General features: G+C 69.0%; 19 protein-coding genes. 8 read left to right on the forward strand and 11 right to left on the reverse strand.

Translation table 11 applies throughout. From position 1 onward, the window contains the following. Positions 1–171 precede the first annotated feature (171 nt). Together IEZ09_RS05770 and IEZ09_RS05775 are read left to right on the forward strand one after the other, a co-directional pair. The gene (locus tag IEZ09_RS05770; RefSeq protein WP_189252497.1) at positions 172–1473 is read left to right on the forward strand and encodes a UDP-glucose dehydrogenase family protein; all 1302 of its coding nucleotides are present in this window, start codon (positions 172–174) and stop codon (positions 1471–1473) included. A gap of 19 nt (positions 1474–1492) precedes the next feature. Next, positions 1493–3274, forward strand: a complete 1782-nt coding sequence (locus IEZ09_RS05775) for a gamma-glutamyltransferase family protein (RefSeq protein WP_189252498.1) — start codon at positions 1493–1495, stop codon at positions 3272–3274. Here the strand turns inward: IEZ09_RS05775 and IEZ09_RS05780 are convergent. The 3 genes from IEZ09_RS05780 to IEZ09_RS05790 form a co-directional block, all read right to left on the reverse strand. Further along, positions 3271–3483 carry a hypothetical protein gene (locus tag IEZ09_RS05780; protein WP_189252499.1) on the reverse strand — a complete coding sequence of 71 codons (213 nt, stop codon included), beginning with the start codon at positions 3481–3483 and terminating at the stop codon, positions 3271–3273. The two genes, IEZ09_RS05775 and IEZ09_RS05780, sit on opposite strands and share 4 nt — an antisense overlap. A gap of 86 nt (positions 3484–3569) precedes the next feature. Continuing rightward, positions 3570–3914 (reverse strand): hypothetical protein, encoded by a 345-nt coding sequence (locus IEZ09_RS05785; RefSeq protein WP_189252500.1) that lies wholly within the window; start codon positions 3912–3914, stop codon positions 3570–3572. A 65-nt stretch (positions 3915–3979) separates the two neighbouring features. Further along, a complete protein-coding gene (locus IEZ09_RS05790; RefSeq protein ID WP_189252501.1) occupies positions 3980–4237 on the reverse strand; it encodes a hypothetical protein in 258 nt (85 codons plus the stop codon). Between the two features lie 73 nt (positions 4238–4310). On the opposite strand from IEZ09_RS05790, the gene IEZ09_RS05795 reads away from it, so the two are divergent. Further along, positions 4311–5123, forward strand: a complete 813-nt coding sequence (locus IEZ09_RS05795; RefSeq protein ID WP_189252502.1) for a helix-turn-helix domain-containing protein — start codon at positions 4311–4313, stop codon at positions 5121–5123. Between the two features lie 2 nt (positions 5124–5125). Continuing rightward, positions 5126–5305: a DUF397 domain-containing protein gene (locus IEZ09_RS05800; RefSeq protein ID WP_189252503.1), complete on the forward strand. Its 180-nt coding sequence runs from the start codon at positions 5126–5128 to the stop codon at positions 5303–5305. 6 nt (positions 5306–5311) lie between these two features. Here IEZ09_RS05800 and IEZ09_RS05805 read toward each other — a convergent pair whose 3' ends face one another. Next, on the reverse strand, positions 5312–5686 hold the full coding sequence (locus IEZ09_RS05805) for a hypothetical protein (RefSeq protein WP_189252504.1): 375 nt from the start codon (positions 5684–5686) through the stop codon (positions 5312–5314). Between the two features lie 337 nt (positions 5687–6023). Here IEZ09_RS05805 and IEZ09_RS05810 point away from each other — a divergent pair, with 337 nt between their 5' ends. After that, positions 6024–6923, forward strand: coding sequence for an FkbM family methyltransferase (locus tag IEZ09_RS05810; protein WP_189252505.1), 900 nt, complete (start codon positions 6024–6026; stop codon positions 6921–6923). On the opposite strand, the gene IEZ09_RS05815 is transcribed toward IEZ09_RS05810, so the two are convergent. From IEZ09_RS05815 to IEZ09_RS05830, 4 genes are all read right to left on the reverse strand, one after another. Beyond that, entirely contained in the window at positions 6892–9183 is a 2292-nt protein-coding gene (locus IEZ09_RS05815) for a glycosyltransferase (protein ID WP_229812269.1), read from the reverse strand. The two genes, IEZ09_RS05810 and IEZ09_RS05815, sit on opposite strands and share 32 nt — an antisense overlap. Positions 9184–9185: 2 nt before the next feature. Further along, positions 9186–10265 carry a hypothetical protein gene (locus tag IEZ09_RS05820; protein WP_189252506.1) on the reverse strand — a complete coding sequence of 360 codons (1080 nt, stop codon included), beginning with the start codon at positions 10263–10265 and terminating at the stop codon, positions 9186–9188. Between the two features lie 62 nt (positions 10266–10327). Further along, positions 10328–12352 (reverse strand): glycosyltransferase family 4 protein, encoded by a 2025-nt coding sequence (locus IEZ09_RS05825; RefSeq protein WP_189252507.1) that lies wholly within the window; start codon positions 12350–12352, stop codon positions 10328–10330. 35 nt (positions 12353–12387) lie between these two features. Beyond that, entirely contained in the window at positions 12388–13497 is a 1110-nt protein-coding gene (locus tag IEZ09_RS05830; RefSeq protein WP_189252508.1) for a flagellar basal body protein FliL, read from the reverse strand. Positions 13498–13622: 125 nt separating this feature from the next. Here IEZ09_RS05830 and msrA point away from each other — a divergent pair, with 125 nt between their 5' ends. The 3 genes from msrA (at position 13623) to IEZ09_RS05845 (ending at position 16462) form a co-directional block, all read left to right on the forward strand. Then, positions 13623–14294, forward strand: a complete 672-nt coding sequence (gene msrA / locus IEZ09_RS05835; protein ID WP_189252509.1) for a peptide-methionine (S)-S-oxide reductase MsrA — start codon at positions 13623–13625, stop codon at positions 14292–14294. 97 nt (positions 14295–14391) lie between these two features. Then, entirely contained in the window at positions 14392–16128 is a 1737-nt protein-coding gene (locus tag IEZ09_RS05840; protein ID WP_189252510.1) for a putative glycosyltransferase family protein, read from the forward strand. Positions 16129–16243: 115 nt separating this feature from the next. Continuing rightward, entirely contained in the window at positions 16244–16462 is a 219-nt protein-coding gene (locus IEZ09_RS05845) for a hypothetical protein (protein WP_189252511.1), read from the forward strand. A 130-nt stretch (positions 16463–16592) separates the two neighbouring features. On the opposite strand, the gene IEZ09_RS05850 is transcribed toward IEZ09_RS05845, so the two are convergent. Genes IEZ09_RS05850 through IEZ09_RS05860 form a run of 3 tightly spaced genes read right to left on the reverse strand, consistent with a single transcriptional unit; the run spans position 16593 to position 18045 of the window. After that, positions 16593–16949 (reverse strand): septal ring lytic transglycosylase RlpA family protein, encoded by a 357-nt coding sequence (locus IEZ09_RS05850; protein ID WP_189252512.1) that lies wholly within the window; start codon positions 16947–16949, stop codon positions 16593–16595. A gap of 45 nt (positions 16950–16994) precedes the next feature. Continuing rightward, complete coding sequence (locus IEZ09_RS05855) at positions 16995–17387, reverse strand: contact-dependent growth inhibition system immunity protein (protein WP_189252513.1); 393 nt, start codon at positions 17385–17387, stop codon at positions 16995–16997. Positions 17388–17415: 28 nt separating this feature from the next. Then, positions 17416–18045, reverse strand: a complete 630-nt coding sequence (locus IEZ09_RS05860) for a hypothetical protein (protein ID WP_189252514.1) — start codon at positions 18043–18045, stop codon at positions 17416–17418. Between the last annotated feature and the right edge of the window lie 39 nt (positions 18046–18084).

Genomic DNA, 18084 nt, shown 5'->3' on the forward strand with positions numbered 1-18084 from the left:
GAAGATCGTCGCGATAGCCAGTACTCCCATGCCTGAACTGTGCCGTTCGAAGGTGTTCGAACGCATCGGCCGCGCCGGTAGACCTCTGGTAGGAGATCTGTCACGGTCAGCTACATCGAAAGTCGTACGGAGTTCTCCGGGACGCCAACTGAGCCTGTCAGGGTGACCCGCATGTTCGCTCGCCGGATCGCCGTCGTGGGCACTGGTTACGTGGGGTTGACCACGGGAGCCTGCCTCGCCTCGCTCGGACACCGCGTCGTCTGCGCGGACGTCGACCAGCTCAAGGTCGCGCGGCTGCGGGCCGGGCAGGTCGACATCCTCGAACCGGGGCTCGCCGAGCTCGTCGTCGAGGGGCAGGCGGCCGGTCGGCTGGAGTTCGTGGTCGGGGCCGCCGCGGCGGTGGCCGACGCCGAGGTTGTGTTCTTCTGCCTGCCGACGCCGATGGGCGCGGGCGGGGCGGCCGACCTGAGCGCCGTCGAGTCGGTGGCCGCGGAGATCTCCGACGTGCTGCCGTACGGGGCCATCATCGTCACGAAGTCGACGGTGCCGGTCGGGACGTCGGGACGCGTGCGCGCGTTGCTCGGGCGTGAGGACGTGGCTGTCGTTTCGAACCCGGAGTTCCTGCGCGAGGGAACCGCCGTGCGCGACTTCCTGCACCCGGACCGGATCGTGGTCGGCTCCGACTCGCCGTCCGCGGCCGAGCGGGTCGCGGCGCTGTTCGCGAAGCTCGGTGCGCCGACCGTGCTCATGGACGCCGCGAGCGCCGAGATGGTCAAGTACGCCGCGAACTGCTTCCTCGCGATGAAGCTCTCGTACGTCAACGCGGTCGCCGAGCTGTGCGAACTGCTCGGCGCCGACATCGAGTCGGTGTCCGAGGGCATGGGCTACGACAAGCGGATCGGGCAGTCGTTCCTGCGGCCGGGGCCGGGCTGGGGCGGTTCGTGCCTGCCGAAGGACACGCACGCGATGGTGCAGATCGCCGAGGCGGTCGGTGTCGACTTCGGACTGATCCGGTCGACGATCGAGGCCAACGTCCGGGCGCAGCTGCGGATCGTGGACAAGGTTCGTGCCGCGTGCGGCGGTTCGCTGGCCGGGGTGCGGATCGGCGTGCTCGGGCTCGCGTTCAAGGCCGGCACGAACGACCTGCGCGACTCGCCCGCGCTGGCCGTCGCGGAGCAGCTGGTGCTCGACGGTGCCGAGCTGACGGCGTTCGACCCGGAGGTGACCGGGCCGGTGGCCGGGATGCTGCTGGTCGACGACCCGTACCAGGCGGTGAAGGGTGCCGAGGCCGTGGTGCTGCTGACCGACTGGCCCGTGTTCCGGACGTTGGACTGGACGCGCGTCGCCGAGCTGATGGACGGTCACGTCATCGTCGACGCTCGAAACCACCTCGACGCCGACGCGTTGGCACGCGCTGGACTGCTCCATTCGGGCGTGGGGCGTGCGTCACTCGGAGTCACGCAATTTAGTTAGCGTCGCATACCTTTATGGGGTGTTCACCACGCGCCCCGAACTCGTCGGCACCTTCGGCATGGTCGGATCGACCCACTGGCTGGCCTCGTCGGCCGCCATGGCCATCTTGGAGGATGGCGGCAACGCATTCGACGCCGCTGTCACCGCCGGATTCGTGCTTCAGGTCGTAGAACCGCACCTCAACGGCCCCGGCGGCGAGGTCCCGATCATCTTCGCGGCCGCCGGATCGGCGCCGCGCGTGCTGTGCGGGCAGGGCGTGGCGCCCGCCGGTGCCACCATCGAGCACTACACGTCGCTGGGCCTCGACCTCGTTCCCGGCAGCGGCCTGCTCGCCGCGACGGTGCCGGGTGCGTGGGACGGCTGGCTCACTCTTCTGCGTGACTACGGCACCAAGTCGTTGCGCGACGTGTTGGACAAGGCCATCGGCTACGCCCGTGACGGGTTCCCGCTCGTGGCCCGCGTCGTCGACACCATCGAGATGGTCTCGGACCTGTTCCGCGACCACTGGCCGACGTCGGCCGCGCAGTGGATGCCCGGCGGATCGCTTCCCGTGCGGGGTGGCCGCTTCCGCAACCCGAAGCTGGCCGACACCTGGGAGTGGCTGCTGGCCGCCGCCGAGGCCGCAGGCTCGAACCGGGAAGCGCAGATCGAGGCCGCGCGCCGCGCTTGGTCGCAGGGTTTCGTCGCCGCGCAGGTCGACGAGTTCTGCCGCACGGCTTTCCGCGACGACTCCGGCCGCGACCACGCCGGTGTGCTGACCGGTGACGACATGGCGTCGTGGGAGGCGTCGTACGAAGACGCGCTGATCGTCGACTTCGGCTCGTGGTCGCTCGTCAAGGCCGGTGCGTGGACGCAGGGACCCGTTCTGGCGCAACAGCTCCGCTTGCTGGAGGGCTACGACCTGTCCTATGTGGACGGCAAGCCCACCGCGGAGACCGTGCACCTCGCCGTCGAGGCCGCGAAGCTCGCTTTCGCCGACCGCGAGGCCTGGTACGGCGACACCGGTGACGTGCCGCTGGAGACCTTGCTGTCGCGTTCCTACGCTGCCGAACGCCGTGCGCTGATCGACGACACGGCCTCCTACGAGCTTCGCCCCGGCTCGCCCGACGGCCGGGAACCGTTGCTGCCCAAGCACATCATCAGCGGGCCTGCGGTGCTGACGTCCGACCCGACCGGGGCGATCGGCGAACCGACGGTGGCCCGCTCCGGCGTGACGCGCGGCGACACCGTGCACGTCGACGTCGTGGACCGCTGGGGCAACATGGTGTCCGCGACCCCGTCCGGCGGCTGGCTGCAGTCGTCGCCGACGATCCCGTCGCTCGGCTTCTGCCTGGGCAGCCGCGCCCAGATGTTCTGGCTGGACAAGGATTTACCGAACTCGCTGGCCCCCGGCAAGCGCCCGCGGATCACGTTGTCGCCCTCGATGGCGCTGCGCGACGGCGAGGCGGCGCTCGCGTTCGGCACGCCCGGCGGCGACCAGCAGGACCAGTGGCAGCTCGGCTTCTGGCTGGCGCACAGGGCGGGCCTGAACCTGCAGGAAGCCATCGACTCGCCGATGTGGCACTCGAACGCGTTCCCGAGCTCGTTCTACCCGCGCGCCTGGACCCCTGGCGAACTCGTCATCGAGTCACGCGCCGGCGCGGACGTCCTGGAAGCGTTGCGGCGCAAGGGCCACCAGGTCGTGGACGCCGGCGAGTGGACTCTCGGCCGGATGTCGGCCGTGGCGAGGGACGCAGCGGACGGACTCCTGCGCGCCGGTGCGAACCCGCGCGGCACGCAGGGCTACGCGGTGGGTCGCTAGCCGCCGATCACTTCGGTGCCGTCGTGGACCATCGACACGCCGCCACCGGTGTTGTGCAGCGTGCTGATGCCCGCGCTGCCGGCGAGGTCGGAGACCTGCTTGATCGAGTCGTCGACCTGGGGAAGCGGGCTCGCGCTCGCAGTGCCCGCCATCGCGGCGAGCGCACCGGCCGCGAGACCGGCGGAAGCGACGATCTTCTTGAGGCTCAAGGCGTTCCGCTCCTAAAAAGTGGAACGGCGCCCGATTCGAGGGGGAGGGAATCGGGCGCCGCCCCGGCCAGGAAGTACTGGTTGGATCAGATGTCGAGCGCGGCTTCGCCGTGCGGCGGGCCCTGCGGCTCGTTCAGGCCGAGCAGCGTCGCGGCGGGAACGCCGTTGGCGCCAGCGTCCACGTTCTCCACGATCGCGGTCGCGTCGAGGTCCTGCGCGTTGATGGCCTGGATCTTGCCGGCGGCGTCCGCCGTGTTGACCGACGCGAGGTCGCTCACGCTGGCCACGTCGCCCAGCTGGCCGCCGAGGTCCGGCGTCGTCTCCACTGCGGTGCTGGCAACGTCCGCGTGCGCGGTGCCGCCCAGGCCGAGCATGACGGTGGCGCCGCCGAGGGCGATAGCGGCCCCCGTGATGGTCTTCCTGAGGTTCATGGGCGCGAAGGTGTCGTGTTCGACCCCTCTACATCAAGCTCCGTAACTCAGGCGAGGGAACTTCTTCATCCGTTGGTGGGACGCCAGTCCACCGCGACCGTGCAGACGCGCTCCTCGCCGCGCCACACCGATATCGCGTAAAGACCCGCCTTCGTTCCGGCGCGAGCCATGAAGTCGTGGGCGCACTCGACGGTGTACCGGCACCGCCACTCGTCGCCTTTTCTTATGTACCAACCATGATCCACAACCTCCTCGGCATGCTCGAGCCTCAGCCCGCCGCCAGGCAACCGCCGGTGGTACTCGATGCGGTGGAAGTGGTCCATGCGAACGACGGTCCTCACTGCACCTGCGAAGTGAGAATCTCAAACTGCGGATCATGCCCGTACCGTTTGGACCGTGGCTGAACCCACGTTCCGGCAGCAGCGCCTGGGAGAGGCGCTGCAACTGCTGCGTGAACGTGCGGGTATGAGCCAGCAACAGGTCGCCGAGCGGCTGCGCTACAACGTCCCCAAGATCAGCCGCATCGAAAACGGCCAGGTGCCGGACATCCACGCATTGCGAGCGATGCTCGACCTCTACGGCGTCATCGGCGACGAGGAAGCGCCGTACATCGAGATGTGGGAGCTGGCCAAGGAGAAGGGCTGGTGGCGCGCCTACGGGATCTTGAAGCAGGGCTACCTCAGCCTTGAGCACGATGCCTCACGTGTCCGGGAGTTCCAGCTCGGGTTCATCCCTGGACAACTGCAGACCGTGCGGTACATGCGAGCCGTCTTCGCGGGGACGACGAGTCCGCGGTCCAAGAAGTGGACGGAGAACGACATCGCCGTCCGGCAACGCCGACAGCAGCGGCTGGTGGGCGACAAGCCGCTGCAGTACCACGCGATCATCGCCGAGGCCGCCCTCAGGAACGCTGATCGTGAGCAACTGGTGCATCTCGTCAGAACGGGTCGGCTGCCGAACGTGAAGATCCAGGTGCTCTTGGAGTCGGCGGGGTTGCACGACGGGCAGTTCGGGCCGTTCATCCTCCTGGATCTCCCGTTCGCCGGGGACCCGCAGGTGCTCTACATCGAGCACATGGCAGGCTCGATCAACATCGAGGATCCCGAGCGACTGAAGACCGCTAACCTTGTCTTCAAACACCTCTCGAAGCTGGCGTTGACCCCCGAACAGTCCGCCGCGTGGATCGAGAGGTTGGCTGCCGAGAGGTAGATATGTGGCGTAAGAGCAGTCGCAGTGGAGGCGGCAGCGACGGTGCCTGCGTCGAGATTGCGCTGAATGGCTCAGTCGCGCGCGTGCGCGACTCCAAAAACCGGACAGAATCGGTCGTCGCCGCGCCCGATTGGGCAGCGTTCATCGGCGCCATCAAGCGCGGCGACTTCGAAAACGACTGACAAAAGTTAGGCGATCGCGCCCGGTGGAAGCTTCAACTTAAATGGCAACGTCGTGACGACGGCCAGATCGGAAGCGGTCGCCTTCATCAACGTGGGTGCGTTGCGCGCACCGGGCTCCGGCAGGTCCAGCAGCCGGTCCACGGCCTCGATGAGCGGGCCCTCGTAGATCCAGACGGCCTGGGCCGGTCGAGCCGAGTCGCGGACGGCGGGCAGACGACCCGCGCGCGCCTCCGTCTCGGACCAGAACAGGATCGAGTCGATGAAGCCTCTGCGCTGCTTGAACGCCATGATGCGGTCGAGCTGCCCGGCGTCGTCCCTCAGGTGGAGGAACTGAAAACCGCTCTCGCGCAGCTCGATGACCTTGCTCAGTGCGTGGTCCATGGCGCACCTACCCCTGTGAGGTCCCCATTGGGTGACCGTTCAGTCATACGACCCGAAAGGATCGTACGGTAAGTCAACGTTCGTCCGTAAGCCGTAGTCCGAACGAGTATCTCAATTGGTGGACGTCTGTGGCTTAGGGTAATCACTGGCGTCCTTGTTGGAGGAAACGGCCAGGACGGCCATTACGGTTCGCGTCAGGAACGCCAATCCGGCCAATGTGACTAATATCACCACTGGTGCCATCGAGTCCTCCCGGGGCTCCCTCAGCTGTCGATGGTAGAGACGCAGCGCCGCGATCGCGGGTTGCCGCACCGGGCAGACCGATATTGTCTGCACCGTGATCTCGTACGCGCAGAACGCGGAGGACGTCCTCCTCGCCCGGCTCTTCCACGGCAGGACGACCGGCCGTTACGTGGACGTCGGCGCGTCTGATCCGGTCGAGGACTCGGTCACCAAGCACTTCTACGACCTCGGCTGGCGCGGCATCAACATCGAGCCGATCCCCGCCCAGGCGGAGGCGTTGCGCAAGGCGCGGCCCGGTGACGTGACGCTGGCGGTCGCGCTCGGGGCCAAGCCCGGTTCGGCGGTGCTGCACCACGTCGTGAACCGGTCCGGGTGGTCGACGCTCGACAGCGTTCTCGCGAGCACGTACCAGGCCGAGTCGACTCTGGAGATCGTCGAGATCGAGGTCGAGGTCCGCACGCTCGCCGACGTGCTCGACGAGCACCCCGGCGACATCGACTTCCTCAAGATCGACGTGGAGGGCGAGGAGCGCGGCGTCATCGAGGGCGCCGACTGGGACCGGCACCGGCCGCGCGTGGTGGTCGTCGAGGCGACCGAGCCCGGTTCCACCAAGCCCGCGCACCACGAGTGGGACCCGCTGATGACCGAGGCCGGCTACCGGTGCGCGTTGTTCGACGGGCTGAACAGGTTCTACGCGCAGGCCGGCGACGCGGAGGCGCTCGAACTGCTCGCGGTGCCCGCGAACGTGTTCGACAAGTACGTCCGGGCCGAGGTCGCCGAACAGCGGGCGGCCAGGATGGCCGAGATCGCGTACATCCGCCGGCTGGAAGAGGCCGTGCAGGAAGCCGAACGGGCGCACGAGCACGAGCTGGCCGAGTTCGACGCGCTGCGCAAGGCCGCACAGCACGCCGAACGGGAGACCGCGCGAGCCCGGCAGCGGATCGCCGCGCTCGAGGCACGGCTCATCGAGCTGGAGAACGCTCCTCGTAAATAGCCTCGATGCGGTCGCGGATGACCTTGCCGACCGCCTCGTAGCTGCACCGCTCCCAGATCGCCTGCTTCGCGGCCGCACCCATCTGGGCGCGCAGCGACGGGCTGTCCGCCAGGCGGCGCAGCCATCCGGCGGCCTGGGCCACGTTCGGCTCGGCCCACAGCAGGCCGGGGCGGTACCAGTCCGCGAAGCGCTCGTCGTAGCGGTGGTCGGCCATGGTGATCGGGCGGATCTGGTACCCGACCACGCCAGCCGATCCGGGCGGCATGAAGTCGGTGTTGCCGCTGTAACCGGTGGCCACCACCGGTTTGCCGATCGACATGGCCTCGGCCATGCCCATGCCGAAGCCCTCGGAGCGGTGCAGCGACGCGTACACGTCGCAGCTCGCGAGCAGCGAGTCCATCTCGGCGCGGGTCAGGTCGCCCGTGATCAGCACTCCGTTGACGCTCGCGACCGCGTCCTGCAGCGCCGCGGCCATCAACGGGAAGATGTCGAGGTCGACGACCTTGATCACGAGCTGGGCGGTGGTGCCGCGCTCGTGCGGTGCGAAGGCCCGCTTGAACGCCTCGATCACGCCCCACGGGTTCTTCCGCGCGTCGCTCGACGAGGCGCTGAAGGTGAACAGCACCACGAAGGCGTCCTCGTCCAGGCCGAACCTGGCCCGGTCGGGTACCGGCGAGATCTCGGTGACCACGTTCGGCACCACCGTGATCGGCACGTCGGTCGCCGTGCGGAACGCTTCGGCCACGTAGGACGACACGACCCACAGCTCGTCGACGCGCGGCAGCTGCTGAAGGGTGTAGTCGAGGATCTCCGGCATCTCCCACGCCCACAGCGCGATCGTGTACCGGTCGAGCGCCGTCTCCGGGATGAGCTGGAACTCGTTGAGGTTCACCATCCACAGGTCGAGCGGGTAGTCCTTGCCGCCGCGCAGCTCCAGCATCTCGCGCGGCACCTGGACCGTGCGGACCGGCGCGCGGGAGTTGAACTCCGTGTACGTCATCGGCACGCCTGCCCGGCGCATCGCCAGGCCCGCGCGGCGGAACGACTCGGAGAGACCGGTCGTCGCGCGCAGGTCGGCGAACAGGTTCACGCCGGGGAGCGCGACGTCGGCAGGCCGCTCGCCCGCGGCGACGCTGTCGAGCGCCTTCCGGTAGCCCTCGGCGGCGATCGGCCACGTCGCGTGCGCGGCGACCCAGTCGTGCGCCAGCTTGCCCGCCGCCCGCGCCGCGGCCGGGTTCTCGACCACCTTCTCCAGCAGGGCGGCCAGCGCCTCCGCCTCGCGGGCGGGCTCGATCGGGATGCGCGGGCAGAAGGCCTCGTCGAGGTGGCGGTGCTGGGGCAGATCGCTCGTGATCACCATGCGGCCCGCGCCGAACGCCCGCATCATCACGCCGCTGGTCTCGCCCATCGTCGGCCAGCGGAGGTTGACCACGACGTCGGTCGCGGTGATCAGGTCCTCGAACACCTTCTTCGGCGGGCTGAGCTCCAGGTGCACCGAGTCCTCGAGACCGAACTGCGCGATCGTGCTGACGACGTCGGCGTGCACGTCCGGGTAGTCGACGTGGCCCGCGATGAGCAGCCGCGCGTTCGGCCAGCGCCTGCGCACCTCGGCGAACGCGAGCACGGTCACCAGGATGCGCTTGATCCGGTTGAACCCGCCGAAGACACCGAACACCACGTGCTCGTCGGTCCAGCCGAAGCGCGACCGGATGTCGTCGCGGTCGGTGTCGTCGCGCAGCGGCGCGCCGTGCGGCACGACGAAGACGGGCTTGCCGGGGAAGCGCTCACGGAGCAGCTCGGCCGAATGCGGGTCGTGCACGATCACACCGCGGCTCGCCGTCACGACCCGGTGTTCCAGCGTCATGGTGCGGCTGTCGAGCGACTTCACCCCGTCGACCTCGACCGCGGGCAGCCCGTGCAGCAGCGCCGGGTCGTTCGGGTCGCCCCAGATCGGGCCGTGCGCGTCCTTCAGCTCCTTGTAGAACTCGGGGGTGAGCCCGCGGCAGTAGCCGAGGTTGAAGTCCAGCAACGACATCTCGTGCAGGACGACGACGCCGGGCACCTTGAGCGCCTGGTCGTAGATCCACGAGTGCGCGCCCGCGTGGTTGCCCATCTGGTAGCACGCCAGCCCCGTCGACCGCGCTCGCGGACTCGTGCGGCCGACGGGCTCGACGTCGTCCATCTCGGCGAGGAGCTCGTGCGTGTAGTCGGCGATCCCGCTGCGGTCGGGCGGCAACGGGCTCCACATGCTGTAGCGCACGGTCACATCCGCGCGGTCAGCGTGAAACGTGCGCCGAGCGGGTGTTCCCGCTGCTCGACGGACACCTCGGCGAAACCGGCCGTCTCGGCGAGGAAACGCAGGTAGGTGGGGTGCACCGGCCGCAGCGCGAACGGGTCGACGTGGAACTCGGGACCGGCGACCGGGCTCTCGACCAGCAGCACGCCGCCCGGCCGCAACGACTCCGCGGCCAGCGACACGAACTGCGACAACGCCTCCACCGACAGCCGCTCGACGAAGCGGAACGCCGTGACCGCGCCGAGAGAGCGCTTGTCGACGCGGGTGAGCGCGTCCAGCGGATCCGCCTCCTCGACGTGGAAGCCGAGCTCCGCGTTGTGCTTCACCACCGAGGGGTTCGCCGACGCGCCGAGCACGGAAATGCCAGCCTCGCGCAGCACCTCGAACCACTCGCCTCGCGACGGCGCGGCGTCGAACACCGTGCCGCGGCCTTCCACCACCGGCAGATGGGCCGCGCGTGCGGTGCGCACATGTTCGACCGGGCCGTCGAGCAGCTCCGCGACGGCCAGTTCCACGCCGTTCGCCCTGGCGGGCACCGTGACCTCGACCTCGGTGCCCTCCGACCTGCGGAACCGGTCGAGCACGAGGTCGACCTGGGCGTTGCGGAGGCGGGCGTCGCGGGCGGCCGCGGTGAGCTCGGCGAGCTGGGACTCGATCGCGTCGAGGCGCTGGTCCACCTTCTCTGCGTGCAGACCGGTGTCGACGAGCTGCAGGCGCAGGTCGCCGAGCTCGGTGCGGATGCTGCCCATCGCCGCGTAGAGGCGCTGGTTCAGCCCGGCCGTGATGTTCTGGTCCGCGCGCTGCAGCTGCTGGACCTCGTGCGCCAGCTCGGCCCTCGGCACCTGCTGCTGGTTGTGCACGATCTCGCTCAACGCCGTGAGAGCGTCGCGGCTCGCGATGTTCGTCTCGATCTGCCACTTCACCTGGCGCCGCCAGAGGAAACGCAGCGCGAGCCTGCCGAGCAGGTCACGGGACCGCAGTGGGAGCCGCAGTTCCTTGTTCTGATCCAGGCGCGCGAGTGCGTCCGCCAGGCGTGCTTCCGACATCAGCCGTCCAGGGAGTGCAGAGAGAGGTGTGCACGAATTCTAGTGCAGGTCAAGGAGGTGGATCAGGGGATTCGAACAGTCCTGACGATCCGGCGCGCCACACGTCTCGCCAGCGACGGAGGCTCCGGCACGTGTTCCTGGCGCCGGGCCCGCCACGCCTCGTGGGCCGCTGTCAGGCGTTCGGTCGTCCACCGTGCGGCGGCCTCGACCGTGCGGGTCCGCAGGAGATGAGCTCGGGCGGTCGCGCCGCGTCGGCGGGCCTCCTCCGGGTTGTCCGCGACCTCTCGCATGGCGCGCGCGGCGGCGTCCAGATCCGGATCGGCCCAGTGGCAGTCGGCCGGGTACGGAGCCCAGCCGGGACCGACGGGCGTCGTGGTGTGCGGAATCAGCCAGCCGGTCTCCTCGGTGACGAACTCCGCCGTGCCCGAGTAGTCCGTCGAGATCACCGGGATGGCGCGGATCATCGCCTCGGCGACGGTGAGACCGAAGCCCTCACCGCGGTGCAGCGACACGTACGCATGGCTGGTGGCGTACAGGTCGGCGAGCTCCTCGACGGAGAGGTAGCGCTCCACGAGGGTGATCCGCTCGTCGCCCGCGACCTGGAGCCGCAGGCGTTCCGCGGCGGAGATGTTCGAGTGGGAGTTCGTCGACTTGATCACCAGCTCGACGTCGGCACGCCCCTCGAACGCCGTCTGGAAAGCGGTGACCAGTCCGTACGGGTTCTTCCGGCCGGCCGTGCTGTTGTAGTCGAACGCGAAGAAGAACCGCGTGCGGTCGGCCGGTTCGCGGCGCGGCTCACCGGGATCGGGCACCGGAACGGGGATCGCGTGCACGGGCACCGGCGAGTGTGCGGCGATGGCGCGCCGGGAGAACTCGCTGACCGTCCAGATCTCGTCCACGTGGGCGAACCCGTGGTGCATCGACGCGGGGAACTCCTCGAGCTCCCACGCCCACAACCCGATCCGGTAGCGGTCGTGCCCCACCTCGGGGTGCGCTGCCAGCAGCGGGTCGGTGAAATCGCCGTTCACGGTGATCAGGCTGACCGGAAAACGGGGCGCGCCAACGGAGTCCGGTGCTTCGAGTCCGGTTCGGACGGTCGTGGTGATCGAGTGCTCCTCGACCACGGACACGTGCGGGACGTTCGACGCGGCCAGCACCCGCAACATCACGCGGCCCATCTCGCCGATGCCCAGCTCGGCCGTGTGGTAGCCGGCGACGTTGACGCCGAACTCGTCAGCGGGCGGGGCGGGCTCGATCGGGTCGCCGGGCAGTGCCCACTCCGGCACGCCCTCGTGCCGGCCGTGCAGATGGCACCACTGGCGGAAACCGGGGCCGAACGGCTGCGGGAACGCGGTCTGCAGGTCGACGCGTGATCGCCACACGGCCAGCAGGAGCCGGTTGAACCCGTTGACGCGTTCGACGGGGGTCGCGGGGAGCCGCAGCCACTCCTGGAAGCGCTCGCCGTCGAACGCGTGCGGAGGCCTGTCGACGGTGGGGTTGAGCGGGTTCGACGGCGTCAGCGCCTCGCGGAAGAGCGTGCGCATCGGTGCGGTGATCGGTGTTCCGTCCGAAAGGGACCCGAAGCGGTACGGGACGTCGTTCGGTTCGACGAGAGCCGCGTAGTCGTCGTAGATCTTCTTCAGCTCGGGCCGCTCGGAGAACAACACGCGCTCGCAGTTCGGCGCGGGCACCCACGGCGTGCGCGGGTCGTAGTCGTCGAACCTGATCAGGCTCGCGCCCTCCACCGACCGCTCGTGGAGGTTCCAGTGCGCCAGCGCGGAGCCGGACAGGTCGACGAAACCCCTGGTGGCGACGACCGCGAGCGGAGCCAGCACGAGGGCGCGCGGCGGCAGCTTCACCACGACGTCGTACTTGGCGAGCAGACCCCGCACCGCTCTCGGCGTCACGACCTCGGCGAGTTCCTCAACGTCGTGTGCCGTCGCCAGGTCGAGGTACTCGTCGTCGGAGAACCCCAGCCAGTCCGGCGGGTCCTCGAGATCGACGACGACGAACTCGTGCTCGGGGTGGTGCCTCAGGTAGGACGTGCCCAGCACCCGCGCTGCGGGGTGCTGGGCACGTGTTGCCACCGTGCAGGCGACCACCCGAGGGTCGCCCGTCGAGATCACGCGCCCGTGGGCAGCGCACTGAGCTGCGCGGCGAGGACGGTGTCGAAGTCCTTGCTGATCGCAGCCTGGTCCTTGCCCGCGACCTGCACGCGCACGATCGTGTTCTTGTGCACGTAGTGCGCGCGCACAGAGCCCTTCTTGTCGCCGGCGACGTCGACCTGGTGCGTCGACACGCTGGCGGGAGAGACGCCGGAGTACGGCTTCATGCCGAACTTGACCTGCAGGGCGCTGAGCGCCTCGACGGCGGTGGCCGCCGCGGCGGCGTCGGTCGCCTGCACGGTGATGACCTGCACGACGTCACCGTTCGGCAGCTTCGACACGCCCACGCGGACCTTCGAGGCACCGGCCGTGGTGTACGCGGCGTTCTCCTCGTCCGTGAGGAGCTTCTGCGCGACGACGTCGTCGAACGTCTTGATGCCGGACTGGTCCTCCTGGGTGCCGGGCAGCTCGGCGATCTCCAGGTCGTCCTTCGGCTTCGGCTTGCTCGTGGGCGTCTGCGAGGTGGTCTGCGCCGTCGTCTCGCCGCCGCCACCACTGCTCGGTCTGCTGGTGAACCACCAGATGCCACCGCCGATCAGCGCCAGCACGAGGACCACGCCGATGATGGCGAAGATCTTGCCCTTGCCGCTGCGCTCGCCCGCGTCGTCGAACGCCTCGGGACCCTGGGCGATCCAGCCGGGCGACGGATCGCCGACCGGACCGAAACCGCCGTCGCCGGTGGTCCACGGCGGCGGCGCGGAGATCGGCGCCTGGGACTGCCAGCCGCCCTGCTGCGGGTTCGGCCCGGTGACCGGCCGGACGAACTGCGTGCGGTCGGCGTCACCCTTCTGCTGGGTGTTCACGACCTGCGTCGCGTCCGGGGTCGGTGCTGCCTGACCGGTGCCGACGACCTGGGTCGCGTCCGGGTTGGCCGGCGGCTGCCCCTGCTGCGGAGGGGTGGCCTGCCAGCGGAACGGCGGCGCGAAGGGGCCCTGCTGCTGCGGCGGTGCCGGGGCCGACGCGGAACCGGCCAGCACCTCGTCCCGGCGGCGGCGGTAGTCGTCCGCAGAGATCCGACCCGAGGCCAGCTCCAGGTCAAGCTTCTGCAGCTCTTCTTGCCAGGTCACGCCTGGCACCCCCCTTCCAGATAACCGTCAGACCGCAACATTGTGCCGAAGCTGACTGTTTGCCATCGCGCCGACCTGGCAAGTTGTGACCGCCTTGTGGCACACGACACCCTTAGATTGGAGCAATGGCGTTGTTCGGTCGCAGCAAGACGAAGCTGATTGCCCCGCACGACGCGTTGCCGGGGCGTTCGACGCCGCAGACGGTACCCTCGTTCCACGCCGTGTTCACCGACCGCCCCATCACACCGCCGTTCCCCTCGGCGTTGCGCACGGCGGTCGTGGCCATGGGGTGCTTCTGGGGCCCGGAGCGGTTGTTCTGGCAAACCCCCGGCGTGTGGACGACCGCCGTCGGCTACACGGCGGGCAGCACGCCCAACCCCACCTACGAAGAGGTGTGTTCGGGCCGGACCGGCCACGCCGAGGCCGTGCTGGTCGTCTTCGACCCCGTCGTGCTGCCCTACCAGGCACTTCTCCGGGTGTTCTGGGAAGGCCACGACCCGACCTCCGGCATGCGGCAGGGCGCGGACGTCGGAACCCAGTACCGCTCGGGCATCTACTACGCCGACGAAGGGCAGCGCGTCACCGCGGAGGCGTCGCGGGCGGTCTACCAGCAGGCGCTCTTCGGCAGTGGTCATGGCGCGATCACCACGGAGCTGGAGCCGCTCGAGGAGTTCTACTACGCGGAGGACTACCACCAGCAGTACCTGAGCGACGCCAAGAATCCGTACGGGTATTGCGGGCTCGGTGGCACGGGAGTGAGCTGCCCCGCAGGACTGAACGTCTCCGGCCAACCCTGACCAACTCCTTTCACGCGCGAAGTACAGTCACCTGAGTGCCCGATCGGCTTGGGCCATTTCGGGGGATGACCGGCTGAACGCACAGAAGGGCCAGCTCGTGGGGGCGATTTCGGCGCCGGACGCTGTTTCCGGACCGAGCAAGGACACGCAGCGAGTCCGCTGGACCACGGTGGCCGGCAGAGCCGGACGGCTGTTCCGCTCGGAGGGCGCGGTCGCGTTCTACTTCGGCCTGCTGATCTCGCTGGTCTTCAACTTCCGGATCGTGCTGAACCCGAGGTCGCTGATCACCGGTGGGCTGGGCGACCCGCTCCTGCAGACGTGGGAACTGGCCTGGCTGCACCACTTCGCGACCGAGGGCGGCGACCTCTGGACCGCCAACCAGTTCTACCCGGCGGTCGACAACTTCGCCTTCACCGACTCGCTGCTCGGGTACCTGCCGCTCAGCCTCTTCGGGGACGGCCAGTACGCCGCGGTCTTCCGGTACAACGTCGCGTTCGTGCTGGCCTTCGCGCTGGCGTTCACCGGGTGCTACCTGCTGGCCAAGCAGCTGGGCAGCAGCTGGCAGGGTGCCGCGCTGGCCGGTGTGGTCTTCGCGTGGGCGCCGTGGCGGCTCGCTCACCTGCACCACCTCAACGTGGTGTCGACCGGTGGCATCGCGCTCGCGCTGTGGGCGCTCGCCCGCGGTCACGGGTACTCGTTCCGCGGGCGGACCGAGGCCAGGCCGGGGTGGATCTTCGCCGGGTGGTTGATCGCCGCCTGGCAGGTGTCGATCGGGTTCGCGATCGGGCTGCCCTTCGTCTACCTGATGGGCGTGGTCGGGCTGGTGATCGCGGCTACGGCCTGGCGCCGCGGGCTCCGGGTGGTGGCCGCGAACGCGTACGGTGCCGCAGCGTTCCTCGTGGTCATGTGGTTCCTGATCGTGCCGTACATGCGGGTGCTCGACACGTACGGGTTCAAGCGCACCTGGCGGGAGATCCAGGTGTTCTCGCCGCCCGTCAACGGGTTGTGGACCACTCCGTACGAGACGTGGCTCTGGGTTGAGACGATCTTCAACGACCACAGCGCGATCCCCGAACCCGGCATCGGCGAGAAGCTGCTGTTCCCCGGTCTGGTCGTGGTGCTGCTCGCCGTGATCGGCCTGTTCGTCAGCGCGTGGCGGGTCCGGGTGCGGGCGCTGCTCGCGTCGGTGGTGGTCGTTTCGGTCGTGCTGGCGCTCGGGGTGAACTTCCTCGACGGCGCCCTCTACCAGTTCCTGTGGGACCACCTGCCCGGCTGGAACGCCATGCGGACGCCAGGGCGGTTGATGCTCTGGGCGATTCTGCCGCTCGCTCTGCTCGCGGCGGGTGCGGTCACCGAGTTCGGCAGGCTGCTGGTCGACCGGACGCAGGTCGCGCTGCAGCTCATCGCGATCTACCTGCTGGTGCCCGCGCTGGCGGCGTTGCTGGAGGGCATTCCGCGCTGGCCGCACGTCGAGAACCCCGGCATCCCGCCGGACGTGCGGCGGGTCTTCGCGGAGACGCGCGAGCCGCTGCTGATGCTGCCGATCGACGAGACCAGCGAGTTCACCTACCTGCTCTGGTCGACCGAGGGCTTCCCGAAGCTGGCGAACGGCAACTCCGGCAACTTCCCCCCGCAGTACCAGGAGATCTCAGAGGCGACCAAGAACTTCCCCGACCAGCGCAGCGTCGACGTGCTCAAGCACTACGGCATCAGGAAGGTCGTGGTGATCAAGTCCCGGCCGTTCGGAGTCGACTTCGCGGCACGGCCCGTCGACGGGTTGCCGATCGACCGCGTCGAGTCGGGCGACATCGTGGAGTTCACGATCACCGGCTGAAACTGCGCATCAGCAGAAGATGATTCCGCACGGCCGCGTGGTCGTGGTCGTGGTGGTGGGCCGCGGCCGCGTGGTCGTCGTGGTGGTGGGCTTCGGCGGCTGAGTCGTGGTCGTCGTGACGACGGTCGTCGTGGTGGTGGTCGTAGTCGTTGTCTTGGAAGAAGAAGACGGCGCGGACGACGACGGGCTGGACGACACTGTCAGTGACGGTACTTCGGTCGGCGTGGGCATCAACGAAGGCGTGTTGATGAGTGAGACACGGGCCGGTTTGTCGTCGCCGGGCTGGGTCGGATCGCCCGATGCGAGCGATCCGACATGCGGTGCGAGCACGTAAAACGCAGCGACGACAGCACCCAGGAGCGCACCGGTTGCGAGCCGACCCGGCCCACTCATCGCCGCCAACACCCGGATTGCCTATCTCGTTCACTCGATCGGGTCAAGCGAAACGATTGTTTTCTACTCAACTAAACCCTGGTGACCGTCACGCCGACCACGCCCTGTGACAACGGCGCGATGGCCTTGAAGGCCCTCGGGGTCAGGTCGATGCAGCGGCCGGTCACGTACGGGCCGCGGTCGTTGATCCGCACGGTCACGGTCTTGTTGTTGGAGCGGTTCTTCACCTTGACCTTGGTGCCGAACGGCAACGTCTTGTGCGCGGCGGTGAGCTTGTTGGGGTCGAAGCGCTCACCGCTGGCGGTGGTGCCGCCACCGTCGTAGTAGGAGGCCTTGCACGTCTCGGCAGAAGCCACGGGGGAGAAGAACACTGCGGTGGCGGCGAGAGAAGCCAGCGTGAGGCCGGCGGCCGCGAGAGTCTTTGCCATGGCACCAGCAACTCACCCGGCGGCAAAGAGACGCCTAACGCGCGCCTAACCGGGAAACTGCTCGGCCGCGGACACCAGCAGCTGCCAGTCGCCCTCCGGCAACGTGCGCAGGCGGTCCAGCAGGACCGTCATCCGCGCCAGCAACTCGGGGTGATCGGTCCAGAACGAGGGATCTACTCTCAGTAGAGCGGCGAGCAGGTCGCCGGGGTAGAGCGCGAACGACCGCAGCGGCTCCGACTCGACGTGTTCCAGCGCCAGCAGCACGGTCACGTCCAGGCCCACCTGATGCGTGACCAGCAGGTGCAGCGACGTGGGGGTCAGCTCTCGCACCGGGAGCTGGCGCAACGCGCACAGGTCGCGGTACAGCTGGGTGGACGACGAGTCGGGTCTCAGCCAGTCGTCGTCGCTCAGGTGCGCGAGCGTTCTGTCGCGGTCCACGCACACATGGTCCCTGCCAGGGGAAGACCTAGCGTGCTGACTGGGGCAACGGTTCGGCGTTGGGCGACTGCCAGCCGACGCGCACGAGCACCTCCCCCTCGTGCAGCACCGGCTGCGACGCCAGACCCCACACGGTCGACGCCAGCAGCACGGCGCTGACGGCCTCGCCCATCCGCAGCCAGTCGTGGCCGATCAGCCGGAGCAGCACGCCGTTGCGCCGTGCCACGAGCTCCAGGTCGCAGTTCTCGGCGCGGGCCGCGTGCAGCAGCCACGTCAGCGCCGAGTCCGGCACCTCGTCGGCCAGGTACGGCCGGGGATCCGCCCGCCGCAGCGAGATCGCCGCCGCCGGGGCCACCTCGCACGAGAACGGATCGAGCTCCCAGCGCGGGTGCACCGACGCGATCTGGCCGTCGGGGCCCGTGGACCGCAGCACGTGGCAGTCCCAGCCCATCGCCGAGAGAGCGACGCGCACGTGGTGCAGAACAGCGCCACACGCGAGCAACGCCGTCTGGTCGTCGCGTGTTGTCAGCAGTTCGAGGCATTCGTTGCCCTTGCGCCACCGCCAGGGTGGAACGATGCCGAACGACGGTGCCCGCGCCGCGAGCTTGAGGGTTTCCTCGATCGTGTTCGCATCGGGTGTGCGCACGGTGGTCCTCATGCCAAGCAGCGTCCTCGCGCCCGGTTGCACCGCGCCTGC

Origin of the sequence: Lentzea flava, from assembly GCF_014648475.1 — a bacterium.
GTDB lineage: Bacteria > Actinomycetota > Actinomycetes > Mycobacteriales > Pseudonocardiaceae > Lentzea > Lentzea flava.

What these genes read in the sequence shown, in the direction of transcription:
- IEZ09_RS05820 (WP_189252506.1), bottom strand. Translation starts at nt 10,265, where the DNA reads ATGTCGGAAGCACGCCTGGCGGACGCACTCGCGCGCCTGGATCAGAAC.
- IEZ09_RS05785 (WP_189252500.1), bottom strand. Translation starts at nt 3,914, where the DNA reads ATGAACCTCAGGAAGACCATCACGGGGGCCGCTATCGCCCTCGGCGGC.
- msrA (WP_189252509.1), top strand. Translation starts at nt 13,623, where the DNA reads ATGGCGTTGTTCGGTCGCAGCAAGACGAAGCTGATTGCCCCGCACGAC.
- IEZ09_RS05790 (WP_189252501.1), bottom strand. Translation starts at nt 4,237, where the DNA reads ATGGACCACTTCCACCGCATCGAGTACCACCGGCGGTTGCCTGGCGGC.
- IEZ09_RS05800 (WP_189252503.1), top strand. Translation starts at nt 5,126, where the DNA reads ATGTGGCGTAAGAGCAGTCGCAGTGGAGGCGGCAGCGACGGTGCCTGC.
- IEZ09_RS05860 (WP_189252514.1), bottom strand. Translation starts at nt 18,045, where the DNA reads ATGAGGACCACCGTGCGCACACCCGATGCGAACACGATCGAGGAAACC.
- IEZ09_RS05850 (WP_189252512.1), bottom strand. Translation starts at nt 16,949, where the DNA reads ATGGCAAAGACTCTCGCGGCCGCCGGCCTCACGCTGGCTTCTCTCGCC.
- IEZ09_RS05805 (WP_189252504.1), bottom strand. Translation starts at nt 5,686, where the DNA reads ATGGACCACGCACTGAGCAAGGTCATCGAGCTGCGCGAGAGCGGTTTT.
- IEZ09_RS05770 (WP_189252497.1), top strand. Translation starts at nt 172, where the DNA reads ATGTTCGCTCGCCGGATCGCCGTCGTGGGCACTGGTTACGTGGGGTTG.